Source organism: Nocardia brasiliensis, from assembly GCF_011801125.1.
Taxonomy (GTDB): Bacteria; Actinomycetota; Actinomycetes; order Mycobacteriales; family Mycobacteriaceae; genus Nocardia; species Nocardia brasiliensis_C.
Window position 1 is genome coordinate 5,698,322 of record NZ_CP046171.1, and the last position, 24,755, is coordinate 5,723,076.

Consider the following 24,755-nt stretch of genomic DNA (forward strand, 5'->3'; position numbering starts at 1 on the left):
ACACATCGGGCGGATTCCGCGGCGCATACGTATACGTACAATGTGTTCATGCGGGAGGGGGTGCGCTGCCCGTGCCGACGCTACACCGGCCCGCTGCCGGTCGAGGATTACTTCGCGCGACCGCTGCTGCCGCCGCGGGAATAGACCGCGCGACGGCACCGGCGCGACCCGATGCCGTCCCCGCGCGCCTCAGCCCTCGGGCTGCATCCGCAGCGGCACCCCGATCCGATTCCACAGGTTGATCATCGCGGTGACCGCGACCAGTCCGGCCCGCGCGCCCTCGTCGAAGTGCTTTTCCACCTCGGCCCAGATCTCGTCGCTCACACCGTGTTCGCCGAGTTTCGTGACCGCCTCGGCGTAGGCGAGCGCGGCCCGCTCGGTGTCGTCGAAGAGCGCGGACTCGCGCCAGGCGTCGAGCTGGTAGATCCGCTTCTCGGTCTCCCCTGCCAGGCGCGCGTCGGTGGTGTGCAGGTCGATGCAGAACACGCAGCCGTTGATCTGGGACGCGCGAATCTTCACCAGCTCACGCACCACCGGGTTCAGCGGGCCGCGCCGAATCGCCTTCTCCACCTCGAACCACGCCTTGTAGTACTCGGGGGCGACCTCTGCGAGCTTCATGCGTGCCACGGTGACATCCTTTCCTCGGTCTGCTCGTACAACAGTTAGACGAGACAGCGGCGGCAAGTGTGACGCGACCGTGCGCATTTTCCGGTGGACCGGCCGCCCTCACGCTCCGGCGGTCTCGGTCCACGCCAGCAACTCGGCCAGCGGCCAGGTGTTGACGACGCGTTCGGCCGGAACGCCGTTGGCCACGGCACGCTCGCAGCCGTAGCCCTGCCAGTCCAGTTGACCGGGCGCGTGCGCGTCGGTGTCGATCGAGAACAGGCAGTCCATCTCGAGCGCCAAGCGCAGCAATCGCGACGGCGGGTCGCGTCGTTCGGGTCTGCTGTTGATCTCGACGGCGGTGCCGAACTTGCGGCACGCCTCGAACACCACCTCGGCATCGAAGCTCGACTCGGGCCGGGTGCCGCGACCGCCGGTGACCAACCGGCCGGTGCAGTGGCCGAGCACATCCACGTTGGGGTTGGCGACGGCGTAGACCATTCGCTTGGTCATCGTCGCGCTGTCGGCGCGCAGATGCGAGTGCACGCTGGCCACGACGATATCGAGTTCGGCGAGCAGATCGGCCTGCTGATCCAGGGTGCCGTCGTCGAGGATGTCGACCTCGATGCCGGTCAGGATGCGGAACGGCGCCATCCGCTCGTTCAGCTCGGCGACGACGTCCAGCTGCTTGCGCAACCGGCTCGCGGACAGCCCGTTCGCCACGGTCAGCCGCGGCGAATGATCGGTCAGCGCACAGTATTCGTGGCCGAGCGCGGCGGCGACGCCCATCATCTCGGCGATCGGGCTGCCGCCGTCGGACCAATCCGAGTGGGTGTGCAGGTCGCCGCGCAGCCGCGTGCGCAGCGCCTTGCCCGGCGCGCCGATCGGCTTGGCGGCATTGCGCTGATCGATCAGGTACTGCGGCAGCACGCCGGCCGACGCCTGCTCGATCACCGCGGCGGTCTTCGGCCCGATCCCCGCGATCTCGCGCCAGCTGCGCGCCGCCTGATGCGCGGCGCGTTCCTCCGGGGTGAGCCCGGCGACGATATCGGCGGCCCTGCGGTAGGCCTTCACCCGGTAGGTCTCGGCCCGCGCGCGTTCGAGCCAGAACCCGATCTCGCGCAGCACCTCGACCGGGCCCGGCGTCGCCGCCGGGCTGGTCGGGCTCGAATCGTCTCGCGTCACCGCGATTAACGAATCCTGCTGTACTTCATGAAGGCCACTCCGTCCTCGAAGACGCGGCTGGTGATCACCCGGAACCTGGCCGCGTCGGGCAGCCGCGGGCCCGTGCCGAACAACGAGCGGCCGTGACCGAGCAGCACCGGGTACAGCTTGAGGAAGATCTGATCGATCTCGGGCAACAGCACCTGCGCGAGTTCACCGCCGCCGCACAGCCAGATGCCCAGTCCCGCTTCGCGTTTGAGTTCGCGCACCTTCGCGAGCGGGTCCGTCGCGATCAACTCGACGCCGGGATCGGGGTCCTCCGGCAGCGTCGTCGAGACCACATACTGCTTCAGATGCGCGTACGGGCTCGACGTACCGGTCCGCACGCCGAAGTCGTGGGTCTTGCGGCCCATCAGCACGGTGTCGAAGTAGCGGTTGCGCTTGTCGATGCCGAGCGACTCGCGCACCTTGGTCGGCAGCGTCTCGGGGTACTGCGCGGTGATCGCAGGGCCGTGGTCGCCGCCGACCGGAAAGAAGTCGACCGACCCGTCGTCGGTGGCGATGAATCCGTCGATGGTCGACGCTACGTAGTACGTGAGCTTGCGCATATGTCCTTCCTCCACGGTCCCGACACCCGGACCGCCTACAAGAAAGGTAGCTCGGACTCCCTAACGAGGGCGAGGCTTCACCTGGCACCGCGGGCAAGAATAGGAGGAACGATTCATGAACTTCTCCCGCCGGATCGCGGCCCCGCAGCGGCGGCACGGCTCGTCCTCGCGGCCGTACACGGCCAGTGAGCGTTCGAAGTAGCCGGACTGACCGTTGACGTTCACATACAGCGCGTCGAACGAGGTGCCGCCCGCGGCGAGCGCCTCACCCATCACCGCGCCCACATCGGCGAGCAGGCCGCGCAGCACCGGACGGGACAGGCCCGACGCCACCCGAGCGCCGTGCAGCTTTGCCCGCCACAGGGATTCGTCGGCGTAGATGTTGCCGATACCGGAGATCACGCTCTGATCGAGCAGCACGCGTTTGATCTCGGTCTGCTTGGCACGGATCGCGGACACCACGGATTCGACGTCGAAGCGCGGGTCAAGCGGGTCGCGGGCGATGTGCGCCACCGGTTCCGGCACCGCGGTGCCGTCCACCTCGACCAGCGGCGCGAGCGCCCAGCCGCCGAAGGTGCGCTGATCGACGAAACGCAACTGGGTGCCGTCGCTCAGATCGGCACGGATGTGCGCGTGCTTCTCCACCGGCGCGTCGGCGGGCTGCACCAGCATCTGCCCGCTCATGCCGAGATGCACGACCAGGGAGAGCTCCGGCTCGTCGAAGGTGAGCCAGAGGAATTTGCCCCGCCGCTCGGCGGACTGGACCTTCAGTCCGGCCAGCCGCGCGGCTAGATCGGCGGCGCCCTCGAGATGACGGCGCACCGAGCGGGGATGGGTGATCGCGACCGCGTCGATGACGCGACCGACCACGTGTTCGGCGATACCGCGCCGGACGACCTCGACCTCGGGAAGTTCGGGCACGATCAGGCGTCGGCGGTCAGCGCCTGGTAGGCGGTGCCCGCGGCCTTCTGCTCGGCTTCCTTCTTCGATCGGCCGACGCCCTGGCCGTAGGCCTGGCCGCCGATCATCGTGGTCGCGGTGAATTCCTTGTCGTGATCAGGACCCGTCGAGGTGATCTCGTAACTGGGCACGCCGAGACCGCGCTCCGCGGTGAGCTCCTGCAGGCTCGTCTTCCAGTCGAGTCCGGCCCCCATCCGGGGTCCGCGCTCGAGCAGGTCGGCGAACAACCGCAGCACCACCGCGCGCGCGACATCGATGCCGTGTTCCAGGTGCACCGCGCCGAGCAGCGATTCCATGCCGTCGGCGAGGATGCTCGGCTTGTCCCGGCCACCGGTGAGCTCCTCGCCCCTGCCGAGCAGCAGGTGCGCGCCGAGACCGCCCTCGCCGAGCTGGCGGGCCACCTCGGCGAGCGCGTGCATGTTCACCACGCTCGCGCGCAGCTTCGCCAGCTCGCCCTCGGACTTGTCCGGGTGCTCGCGGTACAGCCGCTCGGTGATGCTGAGTCCGAGGACGGAATCGCCGAGGAACTCCAGTCGCTCGTTGGTCGGCAGCCCGCCGTTCTCGTATGCGTACGACCGGTGCGTCAGCGCCAGGCGCAGCAGTTCCGGCCGCACCTCGACACCGAGCGCCGCGAGCAGGCTCGCGTGTGCACCGGCCGAATCGGGTCGCTCAGTCACGTCGATACGACAGGTCGAACTGTCAGACAGCGGCGGTGACCTGACGGCCCTTGTAGGTGCCGCAGGACGGGCACGCGATGTGCGGCAGGGTCTTCTCACCGCAGGCGCGGTTCGGGCAGGTGATCAGGGTCGGCGCGGTGGCCTTCCACTGGCTGCGCCGCGACCTGGTGTTGGAACGGGACATCCGGCGCTTGGGAACGGCCACGACTACTTCTCCTCTGTCCTATTGCTTGCCATATCGGCTGAGTGGTCTGTTGCTGTGGCCGCACCCGGTTCGGGGCTGCCGTTACCGGGCGATTCGGTGGCGAACTTCGCCAGCCCGGCCCAGCGAGGGTCAAGTATCTCATGCGAGTGCTCCGAACCCGCAATCGCCATCCGCACGCCGCATTCCGCGCACAGTCCGGCGCAGTCCGGGGTGCACAGCGGCTGCAGCGGCAACTCCAGCCCGATCGCGTCGATGACCACCGGCTCGAGGTCGATGGTGTCGTCCACCATGCGGTAGACCTCATCGTCCTCGGTGGTCTGTTCGGTGGTGCTGTCCGGGTAGGCGAACAGCTCGGTGAGACGCAGATCGACGTGATCGGTGAACGGCTCGAGGCAGCGCGAGCACTCGCCCTCGATGGGCGCACGCACCGTCCCGGTGACCAGCACACCCTCGGACACGGCCTGCAACTGCAGGTCGAACTCCACCTGCGCGCCCACCGGGACACCGACGAGATCGAGGCCGATCCGGGTCTGGGTATCGAAGCTGCGCTGCAGTTCGCGCATCGTCCCCGGCCTGCGGCCGAGGCTGCGCACGTCCAGCACGAAAGCCGCGTCCGGCTCCCGGCGCGAGGCCGAGCGCGGACGCGAGGCAGAACCGGAACCGGCGGGCATCACGAACTCACTTCACAATCGGGGGGAATGGGCAACCACTCCACGATACGCGAGCGGCCGCGTCCACCCAAATTGCGCTTGCGCCGCGGCACGCGAACCCGTGCGCGCGATCGCGCCGGTCAGCGGCGGTATTCGGCGGCGTAGTCGGGCGCGCCCGCGCCCGTGCGCAGCTGATGCCTGCCCCGCCCGACCGTGCGCAGCGTGTTCGACAGGGTCTCCTCGAAGTCGGCGAGTTTGGCGTCGACGTAGTGGTCGCACTCCTCGCGCATCGCGTCGGCGTCGGCGTGCGCGGCGTCGATCACCCGCGCGGATTCGGCGTGCGCGGCGCGCACCACCTCGGTCTGGGAGACCAGGCGGTCCCGCTCGGCCTCGCCGTCGGCGACCGAGCGATCGTAGGAAGCCTTGCCCGCCTCGATCATTCGCTCCGACTCCAGCCGGGCCCGCTTGGTGACGGCCTCGAATTCCGCGTTGCCGTCGGCCACCACCCGGTCCGCCTCGGCCTGCGCGGTGGTGACCAGATGGTCGGCGTGCGCGCTGGCCTCGGCGACCATTCGGTCGGCGTGCGCCTTGGCGTCGGCCAGGATGCGGTCGGCTTCCTCGCGGGCCGCGCCGATGGTATTCGCGGCCTGCTCGTTGGCGCTGGTCACCGTTACGTCGGCGGCCGCGCGGGCGTCGGCGACGATCTTGTCTCTGATGTCGAGCACGTCCTGCGCGTCGTCGAGTTCGCCGGGCAGCGCGTCGCGCACGTCGTCGAGCAACTCGAGCACGTCACCGCGCGGCACGATGCAGCTGCGGGTCGGCGGGATGCCACGCGCCTCCTCGACGATGGCGACCAGCTCGTCGAGTGCTTCGAATACGCGGTACATGCTGACTACCCCACTCTCCTACGACTCACGGCGAACTCTCCGCCGAGCCCCAGTGTGCCCCTCGTCACGGCTTGTGCCGAGTCACCCTCCGGTGTGTCGTGCCAGTGTCTCGTACGCCACACAAATCAAGTGGAGGGTTAGCCTCCACTTCGTGTTACATTCAGTGGGAAGATCGAAAAGGTCTTCGGCTTAGCGCGCAGTCCCCACCGGGACCTGCGGGATTGAGGTAGCCAGAGAGAAAGGGCCACACCGGTCCGCCCGTTGTTGCCAGGTTTCGTGCCGAAACTTGCCAAGAGCCCGGCGGGAAGGAAGCGATCACCGTCGCTGTTGTCCCCCTCGAAGGCTCTTGTTCGATCGGAAAGACCATGACTGTTCTGGATCTGGAGCGACCGGCGGGAGTAAGCGCGACCAGCTTCTTCCTGCCGTGGGTCGGCCCGTACCCGGTGCTACCCGCAGCACCCGTCGCGGCGCGGTTCGAGCAGCTGATGACCTACCTGCGCGGTGACCGCGGCTTCGCCCAGCTGATCCGTTTCGCCCTGGTCGGCGGCTCCAGCAACGTCGCCTATGTACTGCTGTTCTTCGCGATGCACGGCATCGGTCCGCTGATCGCCAACGTGGTCGGCTCGATCGTGAGCACCATCATCGCCAACGAGCTGCACCGCCAGCTCACCTTTCACGCCAGCGGCCGCGTCGGCTGGTTCACCGCCCAGTGGGAGGGCGGCGGCCTGGCCCTGGTCGGCCTCGCCATCACCACCGCGAGCCTGGCCGCCCTCGACATCTGGGCCCCCACCATCGGCGGCCCCGCCGAGGCCACCGCCATCCTCGCCATCACCGCCGCCGTAGGCGGCATGCGCTTCCTGGCCCTGCGCGGCCTGGTCTTCTAACCCATCACCGCAGCCCGAATCAGCCCCGAGCCCCAGCCCGGGGCTGATTCCTTTTCAGCACTGAAGGGTTCGGGTCAGTTCTTGCGTTCGGCTAGGCGGGTGAGGAGGCGTTTGTGGACTGAGGGGGGGAGCATGTCTACTACGTCGCCGCCGAAGGCGGCGACCTCTTTGACCAGGGAGCTGGACAGGAAGCCGAAGGTGGGGTTGGTGGCGATGAAGAAGGTCTCTACACCGGAGAGCTTCTTGTTCATCTGCGCCATCTGCAGCTCGTAACCGAAGTCGGTGGCGTCACGCAGGCCCTTCACGATGGCGGTGACGTTCTGCTGCTTCGCGAAATCGACGAGCAGCCCGTACCAGGACTCCACCCGGACGTTGGGCAGGTGCGCGGTCGACTCGCGCAGCATCTCCATGCGCTCCTCGACGCTGAACATGCCCTGCTTGTTCTTGTTGATCATGACGGTGACAACGACCTCGTCGAACTGGGCCGCGGCCCGGGTGAAGACGTCGATGTGTCCGTTGGTCACGGGGTCGAAGGACCCGGGGCATAATGCTCCAGCCATGGTCAGACGCTATCGTGTCGCCCTGCCCCACACCACAACCGGGTGCGCGGGGCCACACCGGCCCTATTCGAACGTCGCCAGCTCGATCCGCGTTTCCCCGTATTTGCGCGGCTTCAACGCGGAAAAGCCTGCGGGCCAGTCGATCTCCGGCGATCGGATGGATCGCTCCACCACCACCAGGGCGCCAGGACGCAGCCACCCGTCGGTCAGCGCGCGCAGGTCCGCGAGCACCGCGTCGGTCTCGACCGCGTACGGCGGATCGGAGAGCACCAGGTCGAATTCGCCCGCACCGCCCGCGGCCAGCACCGACGCCACGGTGCCGGGGCGCAGCTGCGCACCGGGCAGCCCGAGCTCGGCGATGTTGGCGCGCACGACGGCCGCGGCCTTGCGATCGGATTCGACCAGCAGCGCGTGCGCGGCACCACGCGAAAGTGCCTCCAACCCGAGCGCGCCCGACCCCGCGTAGAGGTCGAGCACCCGGGCGCCGTCGAAATCGATCCTGGCGTCGAGCGCGCTGAACAACGCCTCACGCACCCGGTCGGAGGTCGGCCGGGTGCCGGCGGGCGGCACCCGCAGGCGCCGTCCACCCGCCGTGCCCGCGACGATCCGGGTCATTCAGACTGATCGTTTCGCACGGACCGCAGCTGATCACCCGCGCCGGACTCGCCCATGGTCAGCTCTATCAGCAGATCACCGCCCTCGACCTGCTGCACCTGTCCGATCGCGACCCGGCCGACGGTCCCCGCGCGCGGCGCGGTGATCGCGGCCTCCATCTTCATCGCCTCGATGGTGCCGATGGTGTCACCTGCCGCGACCGCGTCGCCCTCGGACACAGCCAAGGTCACGACACCGGCGAACGGCGCGGCGATGTGGCCCGCGTTGCCCTTGTCCGCCTTCTCCGCGGCCGGGACGTCGCTGGCGATGGACCGGTCCCGGACCGCGACCGGACGCAGCTGCCCGTTGAGGATGCACATGACCGTGCGCATGCCGCGCTCGTCGGGCTCGGCGATGGCCTCGAGGCCGATCAGCAGCGTGACACCCTTCTCCAGCTGCACGCGATGTTCCTCGCCGTGGCGCAACCCGTAGAAGAACTGGTTCGCCGAGAGCCCCATGGTGTCGCCGTATTTCTCGCGGTGCGCGAGGAACTCGGACGTTGGCCCGGGGAACAGCAGCCGGTTCAGCGTGGTGCGGCGCTGTTCGGAGCTGCCCGCAAGCCCCGCCTCGTCGGCCGGGGTGAGCGGGGTCTCCGGCTTGGCCGGGCCGCGGCCCGCCAGCGCGCGGCTGCGGAACGGTTCGGGCCAGCCGCCCGCCGGGGTGCCGAGTTCGCCACGCAGGAAACCGATCACCGAGTCGGGGATGTCGAAGCGGCCCGGGTCGGCGGCGAAGTCCTCGATGTCGACACCGGTGCCGACCAGGGCAAGCGCGAGGTCGCCGACCACCTTCGAGGACGGGGTCACCTTCACCAATCGGCCGAGCAACCGGTCGGCCGCCGCGTATTTGGCTTCCACCTCTTCGAACCGATCGCCGAGACCGAGCGCGATGGCCTGCTGGCGCAGGTTCGACAGCTGACCGCCGGGGATCTCATGGGTGTACACCCGCCCGGTCGGGGCGGGCAGCCCGGACTCGAAGGGCGCGTACACCTTTCGCAGCGCCTCCCAGTACGGCTCGAGATCGCACACGTTCTGCAGGTTCAGCCCGGTGTCGTGCTCGCTGTGCGCCGCGGCCGCGACGATCGCGGAAAGCGCGGGCTGGCTGGTGGTTCCGGCCATCGCGGCGCTGGCGCCGTCGACCGCGTCGGCGCCGGCCTGCCAGGCGGCGAGGTAGGTGGCCAGCTGACCGCCCGGGGTGTCGTGGGTGTGCACGTGCACCGGCAGATCGAAGTTGCTGCGCAGCGCCTTGACCAAAGTCGCTGCGGCAGGGGCACGTAACAGTCCGGCCATGTCCTTGATCGCGAGCACGTGCGCGCCCGCGTCCACGATCTGCTCGGCCAGCTTCAGGTAATAGTCCAGGGTGTACAGGGTTTCGTCCGGGTTGGACAGATCACCGGTGTAGCTCATCGCGACTTCGGCGATGGCCGTACCGGTTTCGCGCACCGCGTCGATCGCCGGACGCATCTGGTCGACGTTGTTGAGCGCGTCGAAGATGCGGAAGATATCGATGCCGGTGGCGGTCGCCTCGGAGACGAACGCGCGGGTCACCTGTTCCGGGTAGGGCGTGTAGCCGACGGTGTTGCGGCCGCGCAGCAGCATCTGCAGGCAGATGTTGGGCACCGCCTCGCGCAGCAGGGCCAGCCGCTCCCACGGGTCTTCGTACAGGAACCGCAGCGCCACATCGTAAGTCGCACCGCCCCACGCCTCGATGGACAGCAGTTCGGGGGTCAGCCGCGCGACGTGCCCCGCGACACCGAGCAGACCGTTGGTGCGCACCCGAGTGGCCAGCAGGGACTGGTGCGCGTCGCGGAAGGTGGTGTCGGTGACGCCGACCGCCTTCTGCGCGCGCAGATCCCGCGCGAAACCTTCGGGGCCCAAACGCAACAGCCGCTGACGCGAGCCGTCCGGCGGGGGCACGGTCAGGTCGATCGGGGGCAGCTTGTCGTGCGGGTAGACCGTGGTCGGCCGTTCACCGTGCGGCTTGTTCACGGTGATGTCGGCCAGATAATTGAGGATCTTGGTGCCGCGGTCGGCCGAACCGCGCAGGGTCAGCAGCTGCGGGCGCTCGTCGATGAACGAGGTGGTGACCCGGCCGGTCTTGAAGTCCGGATCGTCGAGCACCGCCTGCAGGAACGGAATGTTGGTGGTGACACCGCGAATTCGGAACTCGGCCAGTGCCCGCCCGGCCCGCGCCACCGCGGCGGGGAAGTCGCGGCCGCGGCAGGTGAGCTTCACCAGCATGGAGTCGAAGTAGGCCCCGATCTCCGCGCCGAGGTTGGCGCCGCCGTCGAGCCGGATGCCCGCACCGCCCGGCGTGCGGTAGGCGGTGATCCGCCCGGTGTCCGGGCGGAATCCGTTGGCCGGGTCCTCGGTGGTGATCCGGCACTGCAGCGCGGCGCCGCGAATGGTGATCTTGTCCTGGCTGAGGCCGAGCTGCTCGAGGGTCTCCCCCGCCGCGATGCGCAGCTGCGACTGCACCAGGTCGACATCGGTGATCTCCTCGGTCACCGTGTGCTCGACCTGGATGCGCGGGTTCATCTCGATGAAGACGTGGTTGCCCCGCTCGTCGAGCAGGAACTCCACGGTGCCCGCGCAGCTGTAGCCGATCTGCTTGGCGAAGGCCACCGCGTCGGCGCAAATGCGGTCGCGCAGCGCGAGATCCAGGTTCGGCGCGGGCGCGAGCTCGATCACCTTCTGATGCCTGCGCTGCACCGAGCAGTCCCGCTCGAACAGGTGCATCACGTTGCCGTGCTGGTCGGCCAGGATCTGCACCTCGATGTGACGCGGGTTCACCACGGCCTGCTCGAGGAACACCGTCGGATCGCCGAAGGCCGACTCGGCCTCGCGCGAGGCCGCCTCGATCGACTCGCGCAGCTGTGCCGGCTCGGCGACCCGGCGCATGCCGCGACCACCGCCGCCGGCGACCGCCTTGACGAAGATCGGGTATTCCAGCTCCTGCGCGGCCGCGAGCAGCTCGTCCACGTCCGCGGTCGGCACGCTCGAGCGCAGCACCGGCAGTCCCGCGGCCTTGGCGGCGGCGATGGCGCGCGCCTTGTTGCCCGCGAGCTCGAGCACCTCGGCGGACGGGCCGATGAAGGTGATGCCCTCGCGGGCGCAGGCCGCGGCGAGGTCCGGGTTCTCAGACAGGAAGCCGTAACCGGGGTACACCGCGTCGGCGCCCGCCGACTTCGCCGCGTCGATGATCGCGTCGATCGACAGATAGGCCCGGACCGGATGGCCTTGCTCACCGATCTGATAGGACTCGGCCGCCTTCAACCGATGGACCGAGTTGCGGTCCTCGTACGGGAAGACGGCGACCGTCCCCACGCCGAGTTCGTAGGCCGCGCGGAAGGCCCTGATGGCGATCTCGCCGCGGTTGGCGACCAAGACTTTCGTGAACATTGGCCTAAGGTACCCGGCTGCGCCCATCTCACCGACACTGATGCGGCCTTCGCAGGGATCTTCACAACGGCGGGTAGCAACGCTGCGAAGTTGCGTTCATCGGCCCGTCACAGGCGCGCCGCGCGGGCGACGCCGGCCGGCTACGCCCAGCGCAGGGTCCGGTAGCGCAGCCCACCGCGGAACTGACCGACCGCGAGGCCGAACATCAGGCCGCGTTCCTCGGCGACCAGGCCCCTGGTGAACGGCACCCGCACGATCTGCGACAACACCGGTCGCAACCGGATCTCCGGCAGGCCGTTGTTCGGGTATTCGCCATGCACCCGCGCCAGCCCGATACCGCGGCTGCGGCCCTGCCGATATCCGGGCCGAAACCCCTTGCGATAACGGTAGGCAACCAGCGCCTCGGCGAGATAGCCGAGCCGATATCCCTCCCGATGGGCTCGCCAGCCGAATTCGAGGTCCTCGTTGGCGGCGTAGCTGCTGTCCTGGCCGCCCAGTTTCCGATAGACCGCGGCGCGGCACGCCATGCTGGTGCCGATGATCACCGGTGCGTAGACACCGGGCGGCTGGAACTCCTCCGGCGCCGGAATGCGCGCGAACTCCCGCGGATTGTCGGTATTGAGCGAATCGCCTTCCACCGCGGAACAAGTCAGGTCGTAACCGGTGTCCAGGAATTCGACCATGCGGCGCACCCAATTCGGATACACCCGGTCGTCGTGATCACAGAACAGCAGGATCTCCCCGGTGGCGTGCGCGGCACCGACATTGCGGGCATGCGCGGCACCCGAGGAGCCGGACGCGTCCACATAGACCAGCCGCAGCCGATCCCGCAACGGATGGCGCTCGATATGGTCCGCGACCGGCACGGGTGAGCCGTTATCCGCGATCACCACCTCGAAATCGCCGGAAAAGTCCTGCCGCAATAGCGCATCGAGCTGCACATCCAGCAGATCTCGGCTCGCGACGGTGCGAATATGGGTTGGTATGACGATCGAAATCGACCACTCGGTCACCACAGTTCTCCTGCAATAGCTGCTACGCGGAGCCCCCTGCGTCGCACAACCTTAGGCAGGTCGCCTGAAGTGGGGAACACCCGAGTTCCGTGGGCCTTCTCACCTGATCAAAACGATCAAAAATTGATCGCGACATAATGCGCGACGCACCCGCCCACCCCACCGCGGGCACGCCGCCTATGCTGGAGCACGCAGCTGGTTCACCGATGCGCGCGAGATGGAGCCCCGACGTCGCGCACCGGAGTCGAGTACGGTCCCCCGGCAACGGGCGGCCGGACGAGAGGGAACCCGGTGAGAATCCGGGACTGTCCCGCAGCGGTAAGCAGGAACGAACGCCGTCACACGCACTGGACCACACCGGCCCGGGAAGCGACGGTCAGTAGGTCGGCCGATACGGCCGGTGCCCGTGAGTCCGAAGACCTGCCAGCCGTGCCGGATACGCCGTATCCGGCGACCACCGCCTCGTGGATTTGGGCGTGCGGTTGCACCAGTGCTGAAGTGTCGGGCTCCCATCGCGGTTCGCCGACCCCTCGGCCGGTGGCCGCATCGCCCGTATGGCGATGGTCCACGACTCAGCACTGGAGAGACATCGTGACTGTTGTACATCAGACACCGTTCACCGCAACGGTTCTCGGGCTACCACGGGTGGGGCCGCGCCGTGAACTCAAGCGGGCCACCGAGTCCTACTGGGCGGGCAAGATCGACGCCGATCAGCTGCACGCCGTCGCGCGCGAGCTGCGCCACGCCCAACTCACCGAACTGCAAGCGGCGGGCCTGGATTCGATCCCGGTCGGCACCTTCTCGTACTACGACCAGGTGCTCGATACGGCCGTGCTGCTCGGCGCGCTGCCGCCGCGCGTCGCGGGCATCGCCGACCCGCTGGATCGGTATTTCGCGGCCGCGCGCGGCAACGAGACGGTCGAGCCGCTGGAGATGACCAAATGGTTCGACACCAACTACCACTATCTGGTGCCGGAAATCGGCACGGACACCGTGTTCTCGCTGCATCCGGACAAGCTGCTGGACGAGGTGCGCGAGGCGCTCGACCTCGGTGTGCCTGCCCGGCCGGTGGTCATCGGCCCGATCACCTTCCTGAAGCTGGCCAAGGCGAGCGGCGGCGCGGCGCTCGACCGGCTCGCCGAGCTCGTGCCGCTCTACCGCGACCTGCTCGCGCGGCTCGCCGCGACGGGCGTCGGCTGGGTCCAGCTCGACGAGCCGATCCTGGTCACCGACCTCACCGCGGACGAAATCGCGCTGGTGCGTAGCACTTACACCGAGCTCACCGCGGCCGCCGAACGGCCGGCGATCCTGGTGGCGACCTATTTCGGGCATCCGGACGCGGCACTGTCCGCGCTCGCGAGCACCGAGGTCGAGGGCGTCGCGCTCGACTTCACCTCGGGCACCGATGTTTCCGATGTCGCGGCGGTACCCGCCCTGGCGAGCAAGCTGCTGGTGGCCGGTGTGGTCGACGGGCGCAACGTGTGGCGCGCCGACCTCGACAAGTCGCTGGCCACCCTGGGCACCCTGCTCGGTTCGGCTGCGGCGGTGGCGGTTTCGACCTCGAGCTCGCTGCTGCACGTGCCCTACACCCTGGCCGTGGAGACCGACCTCGACGCGGCGCTGCGGTCCTGGCTGGCATTCGGCAGCGAGAAGGTCACCGAGGTGCGGCTGCTGGCCACCGGACTGGCCGAGGGGCCCGCGGCGATCAGCGCGGAACTGGACGAGGTGCGCGCCGCGCTCGCGTCCCGGCACGCCGATCCGCGGCTGAACGACCGGCAGGTGCGGGCCCGTCTGGCCGCGCTCGGACCGGACGCGCTCACCCGTGCGCCCGCCGAGCAACGCCGTGTGCTGCAACAGGATCGGCTGCAGTTGCCGCCGCTGCCGACCACCACGATCGGCTCCTACCCGCAGACCTCGGCGATTCGGGTGGCGCGCGCTGAGCTGCGCAAGGGGGCGATCGATCAGGCCGAGTACGTCCGCCGGATGCGGGCCGAGGTCGCCGACGTCATCGCGTTGCAAGAGGAACTCGGCCTGGACGTGCTGGTGCACGGTGAGCCGGAACGCAACGACATGGTCCAGTACTTCGCCGAGCAGCTCGATGGTTTCGCGGCCACCGAACTGGGCTGGGTGCAGTCCTACGGCACCCGCTGCGTGCGGCCGCCGATCCTGTTCGGCGACGTCGCGCGGCGCACGCCGATGACCGTCGACTGGATCAGCTACGCGCAGTCGCTCACCGACAAGCCGGTCAAGGGCATGCTCACCGGTCCGGTGACCATCCTGGCCTGGTCGTTCGTCCGCGACGACCAGCCGCTCGGCGATTCGGCACGGCAGGTGGCGCTGGCGATTCGGGACGAGACGGTGGACCTGCAGAGCGCGGGCATCCGGATCATCCAGGTCGACGAGCCCGCGCTGCGCGAACTGCTGCCGCTGCGCGAGGCCGAGCAACAGGGCTATCTCGACTGGTCGGTGCGGTCGTTCCGGCTGGCCACCTCGGGAGTCTCCGACGCCACCCAGGTACACACGCACCTGTGCTATTCGGAGTTCGGCGAGGTGATCGACGCGATCGCCGGGCTGGATGCCGACGTGACCTCGATCGAGGCGGCGCGTTCCCGGATGGAGGTGCTCGACGACCTCAACGCGGCAGGCTTCGATCTCGGCGTCGGTCCGGGCGTCTACGACATCCACTCGCCCCGGGTGCCCAGCGTCGAGGAGATCACCACCTCATTGCGGGCGGCACTGAAAGCCGTTCCCGCCGAGCGGCTCTGGGTCAACCCGGACTGCGGCCTGAAGACCAGGGGCCAGGCCGAGGTGGCGGCGTCACTGCGCAATATGGTCACCGCCGCGGCCGCGGTGCGCTGAGCGACGGTACCGAGTAACACAGCGCCTCCTCCTCTCCCAGGGGGAGGCGCTGTGCCTCGTAGGGGCGCGATGGACGGAATCGCCAATTCCCGTCCCTCGCAGCCCCATACACCTCACTCGGTATCCGGCTCCGGCCGCGCGCCGGGAGGGGTACCGATCGCACAGCCGGTCATTCCACCGCGCCGGCGCATCCCGCCACCTGGCGCCCATCCCACGCCGCCAAGCCCTCCGACACCCCGGACACCGTTCCCACACGCCCCCTCCTCCGCTATCGCCGGACCCCGCCGACGCTCCCCCATCGACTCTTCATCTACTTACCTTCGACGCGCCCGCCGCCCCACCGGTTCCGTCGATTCCCGACCTTCCGGAGACCGCGACGTCAGGGACCGAAGGCCTGGTTGATGACACCCATGTCGAAGTAGTCGCGCCAAGCGGTGATGGCACCGTCGTTCACCTCGAAGACGCCGGTCACCGGCAGCGCGATGGCGCGGTCGGCGGTGCGCAGGGTGTCGGTGCGCTCGTTCATGACCAGGTTGCCCGCGCTGATCTGCTGGTGGATCTCGAAGTCGATGCCGTGGAAGGTGGTCAGGAATCCAGCGATGAACTCGCGGATCGCGGTGCGCCCGTGCACCGGCTCGGTCGGAATGTTGTGGTACACGGCGTCTTCGGCGAAGAAGGCCGCGATGCGGTCCGGATCGGGGTCCGACCAGCTGCGGCACATCGCGCGGACGAGTTCGTCAGGGCTCGGCATCGGCTTTGCTCACTTTCGTTCGAGGACAGCACGCGGTGCGCGCTCACCGATTCAACCAAGCAAATGCTCGGTCCGGAACCCCGCGCTCACTGGCCGGACCACGGCTCCCGTTGTCCCACACCGGGATCTGCCGCCGCGAACCTGTCACCGACGCCGCCTAGGCTGACCGGATGACCGATCAACCCCTGCGCTACCGCTTGATCACCGGAGTCGACGACGCCACGTTCTGCGCACGCGTCAGCGCCCTGCTCGACCAGGGCTACCGGCTGCACGGCTCGCCCGCAGTGACCTTCAACGGCACCGACGTGATCGCGGCACAGGCCGTGGTCCTCGATGGCGACTGGTCGCCCTCTTCGCACGCTACGCAGGTGACATCTCGGACATAACACCTCGCAGCGACATATTTTCGCAAAGAACAGTGACGGATATGCGATGATTGCGAAGACGTAGGGCTACCATCTTGCAGGTGCGGAAGATGTACGCAGGTGCGCGGCTCCGGCGGTTGCGCGAGGAGCGCAGGCTCACCCAGGCAGCGCTCGCGAAATCGCTGGATCTCTCGCCCAGCTATCTCAACCAGCTCGAGCGCGATCAGCGCCCGCTCACCATCCCGGTGCTGCTCAAACTCAACTCCACCTTCGACCTGGATGTGCAGTTCTTCGCCGCGGATTCCGACGCCAGGCTCGTCTCGGATCTGCACGAGGTGCTCATCGATGCCGCGGGCGGGCACACCGCGCCGCTCACCGAGGTGGAGGAACTGGCGACCAGACAGCCCGACGTCGCGCGCATCGTCGTCGCGATGCACCGCAGGCTACGCGCCGCCACCGACCAGCTCGATCTGCTCTCCGCCCGGGTCGACGCGCCCACCGGGACACCGGGCGTGCCGATGCCCTACGAGGATGTGCGGGACTTCTTCTACGACCATCACAACCACATCCCGCAGTTGGACATCGCCGCCGAGCAGCTCTTCGAACAATCCGGGCTGACCATCGGCTCGCTGGATCGCCAGCTGGCCAGGGTCGCCGAGGAGCGGGCCGGGGTGACGGTGCTGGTGCGCGGCGACGGCGCGGACCCGACCATCCCGAAACGCCACTACGACCCCGAGACCCGCACGCTGACCCTGGCCCGGCGCCTGCGGCCCGGCCAGCGCGCCTTCCAGATCGCGACCACCCTCGCCCTGCTGCTGTACGGCACCGAACTGGACGGCGTGCTCGCCGAAACCCCTTCGCTCACCGGCGAATCCCGCGTGCTCGCGCGCATCGGACTGGCCAACTACTTCGCCGGCGCACTCGTGCTGCCGTATGGGCGCTTCCTGCGTTCTGCCGAGGAACTGCACTACGACATCGACCTGCTCGGCCTGCGCTTCGAGGTCGGCTTCGAGACGATCTGTCACCGATTGAGCACCCTGCAACGGCAGGGCCAGCGCGGGGTGCCGTTCTTCTTCGTCCGCACCGACCGCGCGGGCAATATCTCGAAACGCCAGTCCGCCACCGCCTTTCACTTCTCCCGGGTCGGCGGCAGTTGTCCGCTGTGGGTGGTGCACGAGGCGTTCGCCTATCCGGGGCGCATCCTCACCCAGATCGCGGAGATGCCCGACGGCAGGCGCTATCTGTGGATCGCACGCACCGCGATGACCGCACCGCAGGGATTCGGCACCGCGACAAAGAATTTCGCGATCGGTCTCGGCTGCGACATCGAATACGCCGACCGGCTGGTGTATTCGTCCGGCCTGCAACTCGACGACCCAGCGACGGCGGTCCCGATCGGCGCGGGCTGCAAGGTGTGCGAACGCCCCGCCTGCGCCCAGCGCGCCTTTCCGAACATCGGCAGCCCGCTGGCGGTCGACGAGAACACCAGCACCGACCTCCCGTACCCGCGCGTCAGACAGTGACCCCGGATGACTTCGTCCGAACTCCCCGGAGCCGCGCGCTCGGTCACCGCAGGCGATGGTCCAGCGGCGGCCGCGGTCAGGACTTGGCCAGGTACTCCAGGCGTTCGGAGTCGACGGCGGCGTGCATCATGCTCGCCAGGCCCGGGTGGCGACGCAGGCCGGGGTCGGCCTCGACCACCTCGCGCGCGAGTTCCTGTGCGGCGGTGATGACTTCGAGATCGTCGAGCAGCGAGAGCAGCTTCAGCGAGCGGGCGGTGCCGGACTGGGCGGCGCCGAGCACATCGCCTTCGCGCCGGGTGCGCAGGTCGAGCACCGAGAGTTCGAAACCGTCGGTGGTGCTCGCGACCGCGTCCAGCCGGGCCATGGCCGAGCCGCCCGGCGCTGCGTCGGTGATCAACAGGCACAGCCCCGGGTGCTTGCCGCGCCCGATCCGACCGCGCAGCTGATGGAGCTGACTGACGCCGAAGCGGTCCGCGTCGACGATCACCATCACGGTCGCGTTCGGCACGTCGACGCCGACCTCGACGACCGTGGTGCACACGAGCACATCCACCGAGCCCTCGTTGAACGCGCGCATCACCTGGTCTTTTTCGTCCGCGGGCAGCCTGCCGTGCAGCAGGCCGACACGGACGCGCGCCAGCGGGCCCGCCCGCAACTGATCGAACACGTCGAGCGCGGCCGCCGTGCTGGGACCTTCCTTCTCGGCGTCCTTGGCCTTGCCGTTCTTCGGCTTGCCGGTGCCTTCCTCGTCGTCGCCGATGCGCGAGCACACCACGTACGCCTGCCGCCCGGCGTCGACCTCCTCCAGTATCCGCTCCCACGCGCGATCGACCCAGTTCGGATGTTGCCTGCGGGGCACAACTTTGGACGTGATCGGCGAGCGTCCGCGCGGCAGCTCGGTCAGCGTCGAGGTCTCGAGATCGCCGAGGGTGGTCATCGCGATGGTGCGCGGAATCGGCGTCGCCGTCATCACCAGCAGGTGCGGGCTGGCGCCGGCTTTGGCCTTCGCCCGCAACGCGTCGCGCTGTTCGACGCCGAAGCGGTGCTGCTCGTCGACCACCACCATGCCGAGATCGAAGAATTCGACGTTGTCCTGGATGAGCGCGTGCGTGCCGATCACGATGCCCGCCTCGCCGGTCACCGCCTCGAGCAGCGCCGCCTTCTTCGCCGAGGCCGACATCGAGCCGGTGACCAGCACGACCTTGGTGGCGTGCTCGGCAGCGCCGAGTTCACCGCCGCTGCCCAGATCACCGAGCATCCCGCGCATCGATCGATAGTGCTGGGCGGCAAGGACTTCCGTCGGCGCGAGCAGCGCGCACTGCTGCCCCGCGTCGACCACCTGCAACATCGCGTTCAACGCGACGATGGTCTTGCCGGAACCCACCTCGCCCTGCAGCAGCCGGTGCATCGGCTGACTGCGGGACATGTCCGCGGCGATCTCCGAGATCACCTGCTGCTGACCGGCGGTCAGCTCGAAGGGCAGCCGGGTCTGGAACTCGGCGGCGATGCCGTCCGGCCGCGGCGGGCACGGGCGCGCGGCACGACCGGAGACCTCGTGCCTGCGCTCGGCGAGCACCAGCTGCAACGCCAGCGCCTCGTCGAAACGTAAACGCTCCCTTGCCTGGTCGATATCGGTCTTGCGCTCCGGTAGGTGGATCAGGCGCAGCGCGTCGGAGATCTTCATCAGCGAGCGGTCGGCCCTGATGTCGTCAGGCACCGGGTCGTCGATCGGGTCCAGCTGGTCGAGCACCTGGCGGATACAGGCGAGCACGTCCCAGCTCTGCACCTTCGCGGTCGCCGGATAGACCGGGATGAACTCGCGCTCCATGAACGAGGTGTCCACGCCCTCGGCGCCTTTCGCGCTCTGGGCCAGCCCGCGCAGGCTGCCGCCGCCGCGCACGGTGGTCAGCGAACCGACCTTCTCCTCGTCGTCGGCCTCGGGCAGGATGAGATAGCCGGGGTGGCTCAGGTTCCACTGACCGGGCCGCCAGTAGGTGACGGTGCCCGACATCATCGCCCGAAGGCCTTCTTTGACAACATATTTCACCTTGTCACCGTTGAAGAAGGTGACATCGACCCCGCGTCCGGTGCCGGAGCCGGTGTCGAGCACCACCTTCAGCAGCGAGCCGCGCCGGTTGCGCATCGGCCGCAGCTCGGCCTTGGTGATCCGGCCGATCACCGTGATGTGCGCGCCCTCCTCTGGCGCCTCCTCGGTGAGCGGTTGCCCCTGCGTGGCGTAGCGCAGCGGGTAGTGCCGCAGCAGGTCCTCCACCGTGTGCATGTCGAAGGCGTCGACCAGGGAACCGGCCGCCTTAACGCCGAGAATGTGGTCGAGCCGATCGCCAAGGGTCGCCATCTACTCCACTCCGATCTGCACCAGATCCCCGTGCTGCCCACCGGGATACACGATGACCTCCACGCCGGGGAAGGTGTCGCCGATATGCCCGGCCAACGCCTCGGCGAGGCCGTCCGGCGCCGCGGCGCCCATGAGCAACGTGACCAGCTCGCCGCCGAAGGCGAGCATCCGGTCGAGCAGCGTCAGTCCGGCCGCCCGCACGTCGTGATCGATCACCACGACATCGTGGCCGACCAGGCCGAGCCCGTCGCCCGCCGCGCAGGTGCCGACCATCGTGAGCGCGCGCTCCGGCGCGACCCGCAACGCGCCCCATCGCGTGGTCGCCGCCGCCTCCGACATGGCGAAGGCGTCGTCGACGGCGATCCGGCCGCGATCGTGCACCGCCAGTGCCGCGAGGCCCTGCACCATCGACGCGCTCGGCAGCAACAGCACGTCGCGATGCGCGTCACGGGCGGCGACACCGACCGCGACCAAATCGTGCGCGGGCAGTGCGCCGTTGGGCAGCACCAGGACTTCGCGATTCGGCATCGCCCGGATCGCGTCGAGCAACGCGGCCGCGCTCACCGGGCCGTCGCCGCCGAGCACCACCGCGCCCCCGGCCTCGAACAGCGCGGCCGCGCCGTCGCCGGCCGCCACCGCGAGCACGCCGCGGTCGGCAGGCCCCTCGGCGCCGGGACACGCGTCGCCGGTGACGAGCTGTTCGGCCGTGTCGTGCCACGGCTCGTGGCCGGCCGTGGCGAAGCTTTCGATCCGGATATCGCGGAGCCGCCCGGCCGCGAGGCCCGCCTCGACGGCCGCACCGGCGTCGGCGCAGTGCACGTGCGCGGACCAGGCGCCCTGTCCGTCGCCGACGACCACCACCGAGTCGCCCAGCTCCGTGAGCCGGGCGCGCAGCGCGCTCAGCCGCGTCTCGTCGGTGTCGGCCAGCAGGTACATCACTTCGTATTGCGGTGCGGGCGCGGCCGTTTCGACCGATTCCGGCGCGGGGCGGGCGGCGACGGCCCGCGGTGTGTACGCCGGCCGGGACGGGACCTCACCGAGGGTGACCGCGACCAGGCCGTCCAGCAGCACCACCAGGCCGCGCGCGCCCGCGTCGACCACCCCGGCGTCGCGCAGCACCCCGAGCTGGGAGGGCGTTTCGCCGAGTGCCTTGGCCGCACCGTCGGCCGCCGCCAGCGCGACATCGGCGAGCGTGTGCTCCTGGCAGGCGTCCGCACTGGCCGCCGCGCAGTCGAGCACGGTGAGGATGGTGCCCTCGATCGGCACGCTCAACGCCGCGCGGACCAGCGCGGCCGCGCGCCGCAACGCCACCCGCAGCGTCGCGCCGGTCAGCGGTCCCTCGTGCACGGCCTCGGCGATCCCGCGCAGCACCTGGGACAGGATGATGCCGGAATTGCCGCGGGCCCCGATCGTCGCGCCGCGCGCCATGGCGGCGGCGACCTCGTGCGCGCTGGCCTCGTGCGTGCTGGACGGCGCGGCCGTCGCCTCGGCGGCAGTCATCGCCGCGCGCATCGTCGCGAGCAGGTTCGTGCCGGTATCGGCGTCCGGTATCGGGAAGACATTGAGCGCGTTGATCTCCTCGCGCCGATGCGCCAGGCCGTCGAGGCAGGCCCGGCCCCAGCGCAGCAACGCCGTGCCGTCCATCACATCCCGCACTCCGGGCACCGCCACCTCTCTCCCTCCGCCACTGTGTCCGAGTGCGGCACGCCGCCCGTGTCCGAGTACGGCACGCCGCCTGGGTCCGAGTACGGCACACCGTCCGGGCCCACCTGCGGCACACCGCCTGGTCGCGCTCGCGTCACGACCGCCGCTCGCCAGGTTAGCGGGCGATACCGACACCTGGCCGACGGTATGGGCGGCGGTGTCCGGCCGGGTGCGCACGACTACACTCGAGCTGCCCCACAGCCGTCGTCGGCCGCATCGACCGGCGGCCGGTTTGGTGGATCGGTGCCCGTCCCGTTACCCTTGCAGGGTTGCCTCGCGTGGCCGTCGCCGGTTTGCGCTGGCCGACATCAGTCGGCAGGGGTACGTCGATACATTGTTTCCGGACATGCTGCCCGCGGGCGGTGGTCCCCACCATGACATGAAGGAGTTCGCGACTATGGCTGCCGTCTGCGACGTCTGCGCCAAGGGCCCCGGCTTCGGGAAGTCGGTCTCGCACTCGCACCGGCGCACCAACCGTCGCTGGAACCCGAACATCCAGACCGTTCGCGCCCAGGTTGCGCCGGGTAACACCCGCCGCATGAACGTGTGCACCTCCTGCCTGAAGGCGGGCAAGGTCGTCCGCGGCTGACCCGCCACGGCTGATCGGTACGAGACCGACCTACGCCCCGGCACCCTCACGGGTGGCCGGGGCGTAGTCATCCTCGGGTCCGTTCGGCGACCATGGGCATATGACCGAGTCGAGGTGGCGCATCCAGCCGCTCGCCGCCGAACACACCTATCGTCTCGCCGAATGCCATATCGCGTGCTGGCGTGAGGCCTACGCCGATCTGGTGCCCGCGCATGTGCTCGCCGCCTTCGATGTGCGCCGCCGAGCCGCGCAGTGGGAACGCGACCGGCTGCGCTACCCGGGACGCACGCACGTCGCGGTGCTCGGCGGCGCGGTGATCGGCTTCGCGAGCACCGGCGAGTCCACCGACGACAACCCGGTCACTCCATTGGAGTTGACCGCGCTGTACGTCCGGTCGGCCTGGTACGGCACCGGCCTCGCCGACGAGCTGGTGCACACCGTGCTCGACCCGCGAACGCCCTACTCGCTGTGGGTGTTCGAGGACAATCCGCGCGCGCGTGCGTTCTACCGCCGACACGGCTTCCGGCCGGACGGCGCGCGCAAGATCGAACCGTTCACCGCCGTGCTCGAGCTGCGCATGGTGCGCCGAGCACGGGAAAACGAGCCGGGCACAAGGCCGTCCGGCCCGGACATCGCCACCGGTTAGACCCGGCCTAAAGTGCAGACCATGACCTCCACCGCGCAGACCGAGTACGTGAAAACCGTCGACGGCGTCCTGCAGATCACCATCGCCACCGCCGCCAACGGCACGTCCATGGACTTCGGCGGCATCGTCGCGGGTACCGCGGCGCTGCGCGCGCTCGGCGCCGAGGTCGGCGCGGTGCTGCTGACGAGCACCGGAGCGAACTTCTGCGCCGGCGGCAACGTGCGCGGCTTCGCGGCCGCCGAGGACCGCGCCGCCCACATCTACGCCCTGGCCACCGACCTGCACCACTTCGTCCGCGCGCTCGACGCGACGACGGTGCCGGTCGTCGCGGGCGTGCACGGCTGGGCGGCCGGGGCGGGCATGAGCCTGGTCTGCGCCGCCGACATCGCGCTCGGCGGACCGAGCACCAAGCTGCGCCCCGCCTACCCCGGCATCGGACTCAGCCCCGACGGCGGCATGTCCTGGACGCTGCCGCGCATCGTCGGCCTGGGCCGGGCCCGCGAAATCCTGCTCACCGACGCCGTGCTGGACGCCGACGAGGCGGTCCGGCTCGGGCTGCTCAGCAGGCTGGTCGCCGACGACGAGGTGCGCGACGCGGCACTCGAGCTGGCCCGAAACCTCGCCGCCGGACCGCGTTCCACCCACACCGGCATCAAAACGCTGCTGGCCCAGTCGGGTTCGTCGACGCTGAGCGACCAGCTCGACCGCGAACGCGAGGCGATCGCGGCCGCGGCCGACGGCCCGACCGGCCGCGAGGGCGTCGACGCGTTCGTGGCGAAGCGGAAGCCGCGGTACCGGTAGCGCTAGCGCTCGTTGCGCAGCACGAACTCGGCGACCGCGTCGGTGAACGCATCGTTGTTGTCACCGGCCGCGGTATGCGCGGCACCGCCGATCTCGACCAGCTGCGCGTGCGGCACCAATTCCTGGAAGGCCGCGGCCCCCTCGGCGCTCACCACGTCCGATCGCAGGCCGCGCACCAGCAGCACGGGAATCCGCAGCCCCCGCGCGGCCGCCTCCATCTGCTCGACCATCGCCGAGGCGTCCTCGACCCGGCCGGAAAGCATGTCCGGATCCCAGTGCCAGTACCAGCGGCCGTCGCGCTGCCGCAGATTGCGCCGCAGACCGTCGGTGTTGTCCGGACGCGGCCGGTGCGGCAGATATTCGGCGACCGCGTCGGCGACCTGCTCGAGCGAATCGAAACCGTCGCGATGTTTGCCGAGAAACTCGATCACCCGCGCCACACCGGCCTGCTCGGGCCTGGTCACGATGTCGACGAGCACCAGCGACTTGATCGGCGCGCCGGGCACCGCGGTGGCGAGCAGCCCGGTGATCCCGCCCATACTGGCCCCCACCACGACGGCGGGCGCACCGAGCTGCTCCAATACCAGCAAAAGGTCTCGAACCATGGTGTCGCGGCGGTAGTCGCCGTCGGCGGACCAGGCGCTGTCGCCGTGGCCGCGCGCGTCCAGGGTGACCACCCGTAGGCCGGAGGCGGCCAGCTTGACGCCGGTCTGCTTCCACGAGTGCCTGGTCTGCCCGCCGCCGTGCAGGAAGACCACGAGCGGGCCGTCCGTCGGCCCGAACTGGTCGGCGACTAGCTCGAGACCACCCGAACCACGCAGCCGCAGCGGCGCGGGCTCGAGCAGATTGTTCGCATTACTCACTAACCGAGGATCGCATAGAACCCGTTATAGTTCTC

General features: G+C 69.3%; 23 protein-coding genes and 1 riboswitch. Of the genes, 7 read left to right on the forward strand and 16 right to left on the reverse strand.

Features of this window, described 5'->3' with window-relative positions; all coding sequences use genetic code 11:
- Window positions 1-189: 189 nt before the first annotated feature.
- The 8 genes from F5X71_RS25855 to F5X71_RS25890 form a co-directional block, all read right to left on the reverse strand.
- Window positions 190-618 carry a carboxymuconolactone decarboxylase family protein gene (locus tag F5X71_RS25855; protein ID WP_167464358.1) on the reverse strand — a complete coding sequence of 143 codons (429 nt, stop codon included), beginning with the start codon at window positions 616-618 and terminating at the stop codon, window positions 190-192.
- Between the two features lie 108 nt (window positions 619-726).
- The gene (locus F5X71_RS25860; RefSeq protein ID WP_167464359.1) at window positions 727-1,788 is read right to left on the reverse strand and encodes a PHP domain-containing protein; all 1,062 of its coding nucleotides are present in this window, start codon (window positions 1,786-1,788) and stop codon (window positions 727-729) included.
- Window positions 1,789-1,793: 5 nt separating this feature from the next.
- Complete coding sequence (locus F5X71_RS25865) at window positions 1,794-2,375, reverse strand: dihydrofolate reductase family protein (protein ID WP_167464360.1); 582 nt, start codon at window positions 2,373-2,375, stop codon at window positions 1,794-1,796.
- A gap of 60 nt (window positions 2,376-2,435) precedes the next feature.
- Entirely contained in the window at window positions 2,436-3,296 is an 861-nt protein-coding gene (gene mutM, locus F5X71_RS25870; RefSeq protein ID WP_167464361.1) for a bifunctional DNA-formamidopyrimidine glycosylase/DNA-(apurinic or apyrimidinic site) lyase, read from the reverse strand.
- Between the two features lie 2 nt (window positions 3,297-3,298).
- Window positions 3,299-4,012, reverse strand: a complete 714-nt coding sequence (rnc, locus tag F5X71_RS25875; RefSeq protein ID WP_174817135.1) for a ribonuclease III — start codon at window positions 4,010-4,012, stop codon at window positions 3,299-3,301.
- A 22-nt stretch (window positions 4,013-4,034) separates the two neighbouring features.
- A complete protein-coding gene (rpmF, locus tag F5X71_RS25880) occupies window positions 4,035-4,217 on the reverse strand; it encodes a 50S ribosomal protein L32 (protein WP_014987105.1) in 183 nt (60 codons plus the stop codon).
- A gap of 2 nt (window positions 4,218-4,219) precedes the next feature.
- On the reverse strand, window positions 4,220-4,888 hold the full coding sequence (locus F5X71_RS25885) for a YceD family protein (RefSeq protein WP_167464362.1): 669 nt from the start codon (window positions 4,886-4,888) through the stop codon (window positions 4,220-4,222).
- A gap of 119 nt (window positions 4,889-5,007) precedes the next feature.
- Window positions 5,008-5,754, reverse strand: coding sequence for a DivIVA domain-containing protein (locus F5X71_RS25890; protein ID WP_167464363.1), 747 nt, complete (start codon window positions 5,752-5,754; stop codon window positions 5,008-5,010).
- A 365-nt stretch (window positions 5,755-6,119) separates the two neighbouring features.
- Between F5X71_RS25890 and F5X71_RS25895 the strand changes: the two genes are divergently transcribed.
- The gene (locus F5X71_RS25895; protein WP_174817136.1) at window positions 6,120-6,638 is read left to right on the forward strand and encodes a GtrA family protein; all 519 of its coding nucleotides are present in this window, start codon (window positions 6,120-6,122) and stop codon (window positions 6,636-6,638) included.
- Window positions 6,639-6,712: 74 nt separating this feature from the next.
- Here F5X71_RS25895 and coaD read toward each other — a convergent pair whose 3' ends face one another.
- The 4 genes from coaD to F5X71_RS25915 all read right to left on the reverse strand — a co-directional run bounded on the left by coaD (window position 6,713) and on the right by F5X71_RS25915 (window position 12,263).
- Window positions 6,713-7,198: a pantetheine-phosphate adenylyltransferase gene (gene coaD, locus F5X71_RS25900; protein ID WP_167464364.1), complete on the reverse strand. Its 486-nt coding sequence runs from the start codon at window positions 7,196-7,198 to the stop codon at window positions 6,713-6,715.
- Between the two features lie 63 nt (window positions 7,199-7,261).
- Window positions 7,262-7,813, reverse strand: coding sequence for a 16S rRNA (guanine(966)-N(2))-methyltransferase RsmD (gene rsmD, locus F5X71_RS25905; protein WP_167464365.1), 552 nt, complete (start codon window positions 7,811-7,813; stop codon window positions 7,262-7,264).
- Entirely contained in the window at window positions 7,810-11,250 is a 3,441-nt protein-coding gene (locus F5X71_RS25910; RefSeq protein ID WP_167464366.1) for a pyruvate carboxylase, read from the reverse strand. The genes rsmD and F5X71_RS25910 overlap by 4 nt, the downstream gene beginning before the upstream one ends.
- A gap of 140 nt (window positions 11,251-11,390) precedes the next feature.
- Window positions 11,391-12,263 carry a glycosyltransferase family 2 protein gene (locus F5X71_RS25915; protein ID WP_167464367.1) on the reverse strand — a complete coding sequence of 291 codons (873 nt, stop codon included), beginning with the start codon at window positions 12,261-12,263 and terminating at the stop codon, window positions 11,391-11,393.
- Window positions 12,264-12,497: 234 nt separating this feature from the next.
- A riboswitch (cobalamin riboswitch) is annotated at window positions 12,498-12,705 on the forward strand.
- Between the two features lie 146 nt (window positions 12,706-12,851).
- On the opposite strand from F5X71_RS25915, the gene metE reads away from it, so the two are divergent.
- The gene (metE, locus tag F5X71_RS25920) at window positions 12,852-15,122 is read left to right on the forward strand and encodes a 5-methyltetrahydropteroyltriglutamate--homocysteine S-methyltransferase (protein ID WP_167466739.1); all 2,271 of its coding nucleotides are present in this window, start codon (window positions 12,852-12,854) and stop codon (window positions 15,120-15,122) included.
- A gap of 379 nt (window positions 15,123-15,501) precedes the next feature.
- On the opposite strand, the gene F5X71_RS25925 is transcribed toward metE, so the two are convergent.
- Complete coding sequence (locus tag F5X71_RS25925) at window positions 15,502-15,873, reverse strand: SgcJ/EcaC family oxidoreductase (protein WP_167464368.1); 372 nt, start codon at window positions 15,871-15,873, stop codon at window positions 15,502-15,504.
- A 170-nt stretch (window positions 15,874-16,043) separates the two neighbouring features.
- On the opposite strand from F5X71_RS25925, the gene F5X71_RS25930 reads away from it, so the two are divergent.
- Both F5X71_RS25930 and F5X71_RS25935 read left to right on the forward strand, forming a co-directional pair.
- Window positions 16,044-16,259 (forward strand): DUF1737 domain-containing protein, encoded by a 216-nt coding sequence (locus F5X71_RS25930; RefSeq protein WP_167464369.1) that lies wholly within the window; start codon window positions 16,044-16,046, stop codon window positions 16,257-16,259.
- A gap of 80 nt (window positions 16,260-16,339) precedes the next feature.
- Window positions 16,340-17,761, forward strand: a complete 1,422-nt coding sequence (locus F5X71_RS25935) for a short-chain fatty acyl-CoA regulator family protein (RefSeq protein ID WP_174817137.1) — start codon at window positions 16,340-16,342, stop codon at window positions 17,759-17,761.
- Window positions 17,762-17,837: 76 nt separating this feature from the next.
- Here F5X71_RS25935 and recG read toward each other — a convergent pair whose 3' ends face one another.
- Both recG and F5X71_RS25945 read right to left on the reverse strand, forming a co-directional pair.
- Window positions 17,838-20,117 carry an ATP-dependent DNA helicase RecG gene (gene recG / locus F5X71_RS25940; protein ID WP_167464370.1) on the reverse strand — a complete coding sequence of 760 codons (2,280 nt, stop codon included), beginning with the start codon at window positions 20,115-20,117 and terminating at the stop codon, window positions 17,838-17,840.
- Entirely contained in the window at window positions 20,118-21,761 is a 1,644-nt protein-coding gene (locus F5X71_RS25945) for a DAK2 domain-containing protein (protein ID WP_167466741.1), read from the reverse strand. It lies immediately after the preceding gene.
- A 457-nt stretch (window positions 21,762-22,218) separates the two neighbouring features.
- On the opposite strand from F5X71_RS25945, the gene rpmB reads away from it, so the two are divergent.
- The 3 genes from rpmB to F5X71_RS25960 all read left to right on the forward strand — a co-directional run bounded on the left by rpmB (window position 22,219) and on the right by F5X71_RS25960 (window position 23,857).
- Entirely contained in the window at window positions 22,219-22,410 is a 192-nt protein-coding gene (rpmB, locus tag F5X71_RS25950) for a 50S ribosomal protein L28 (protein ID WP_011210730.1), read from the forward strand.
- Window positions 22,411-22,510: 100 nt separating this feature from the next.
- Window positions 22,511-23,056, forward strand: a complete 546-nt coding sequence (locus F5X71_RS25955; protein WP_167464371.1) for a GNAT family N-acetyltransferase — start codon at window positions 22,511-22,513, stop codon at window positions 23,054-23,056.
- Window positions 23,057-23,077: 21 nt separating this feature from the next.
- A complete protein-coding gene (locus F5X71_RS25960) occupies window positions 23,078-23,857 on the forward strand; it encodes an enoyl-CoA hydratase/isomerase family protein (protein WP_167464372.1) in 780 nt (259 codons plus the stop codon).
- A 2-nt stretch (window positions 23,858-23,859) separates the two neighbouring features.
- Here the strand turns inward: F5X71_RS25960 and F5X71_RS25965 are convergent, their stop codons facing one another.
- Entirely contained in the window at window positions 23,860-24,720 is an 861-nt protein-coding gene (locus tag F5X71_RS25965; RefSeq protein WP_167464373.1) for an alpha/beta fold hydrolase, read from the reverse strand.
- Window positions 24,721-24,755: the final 35 nt, after the last annotated feature.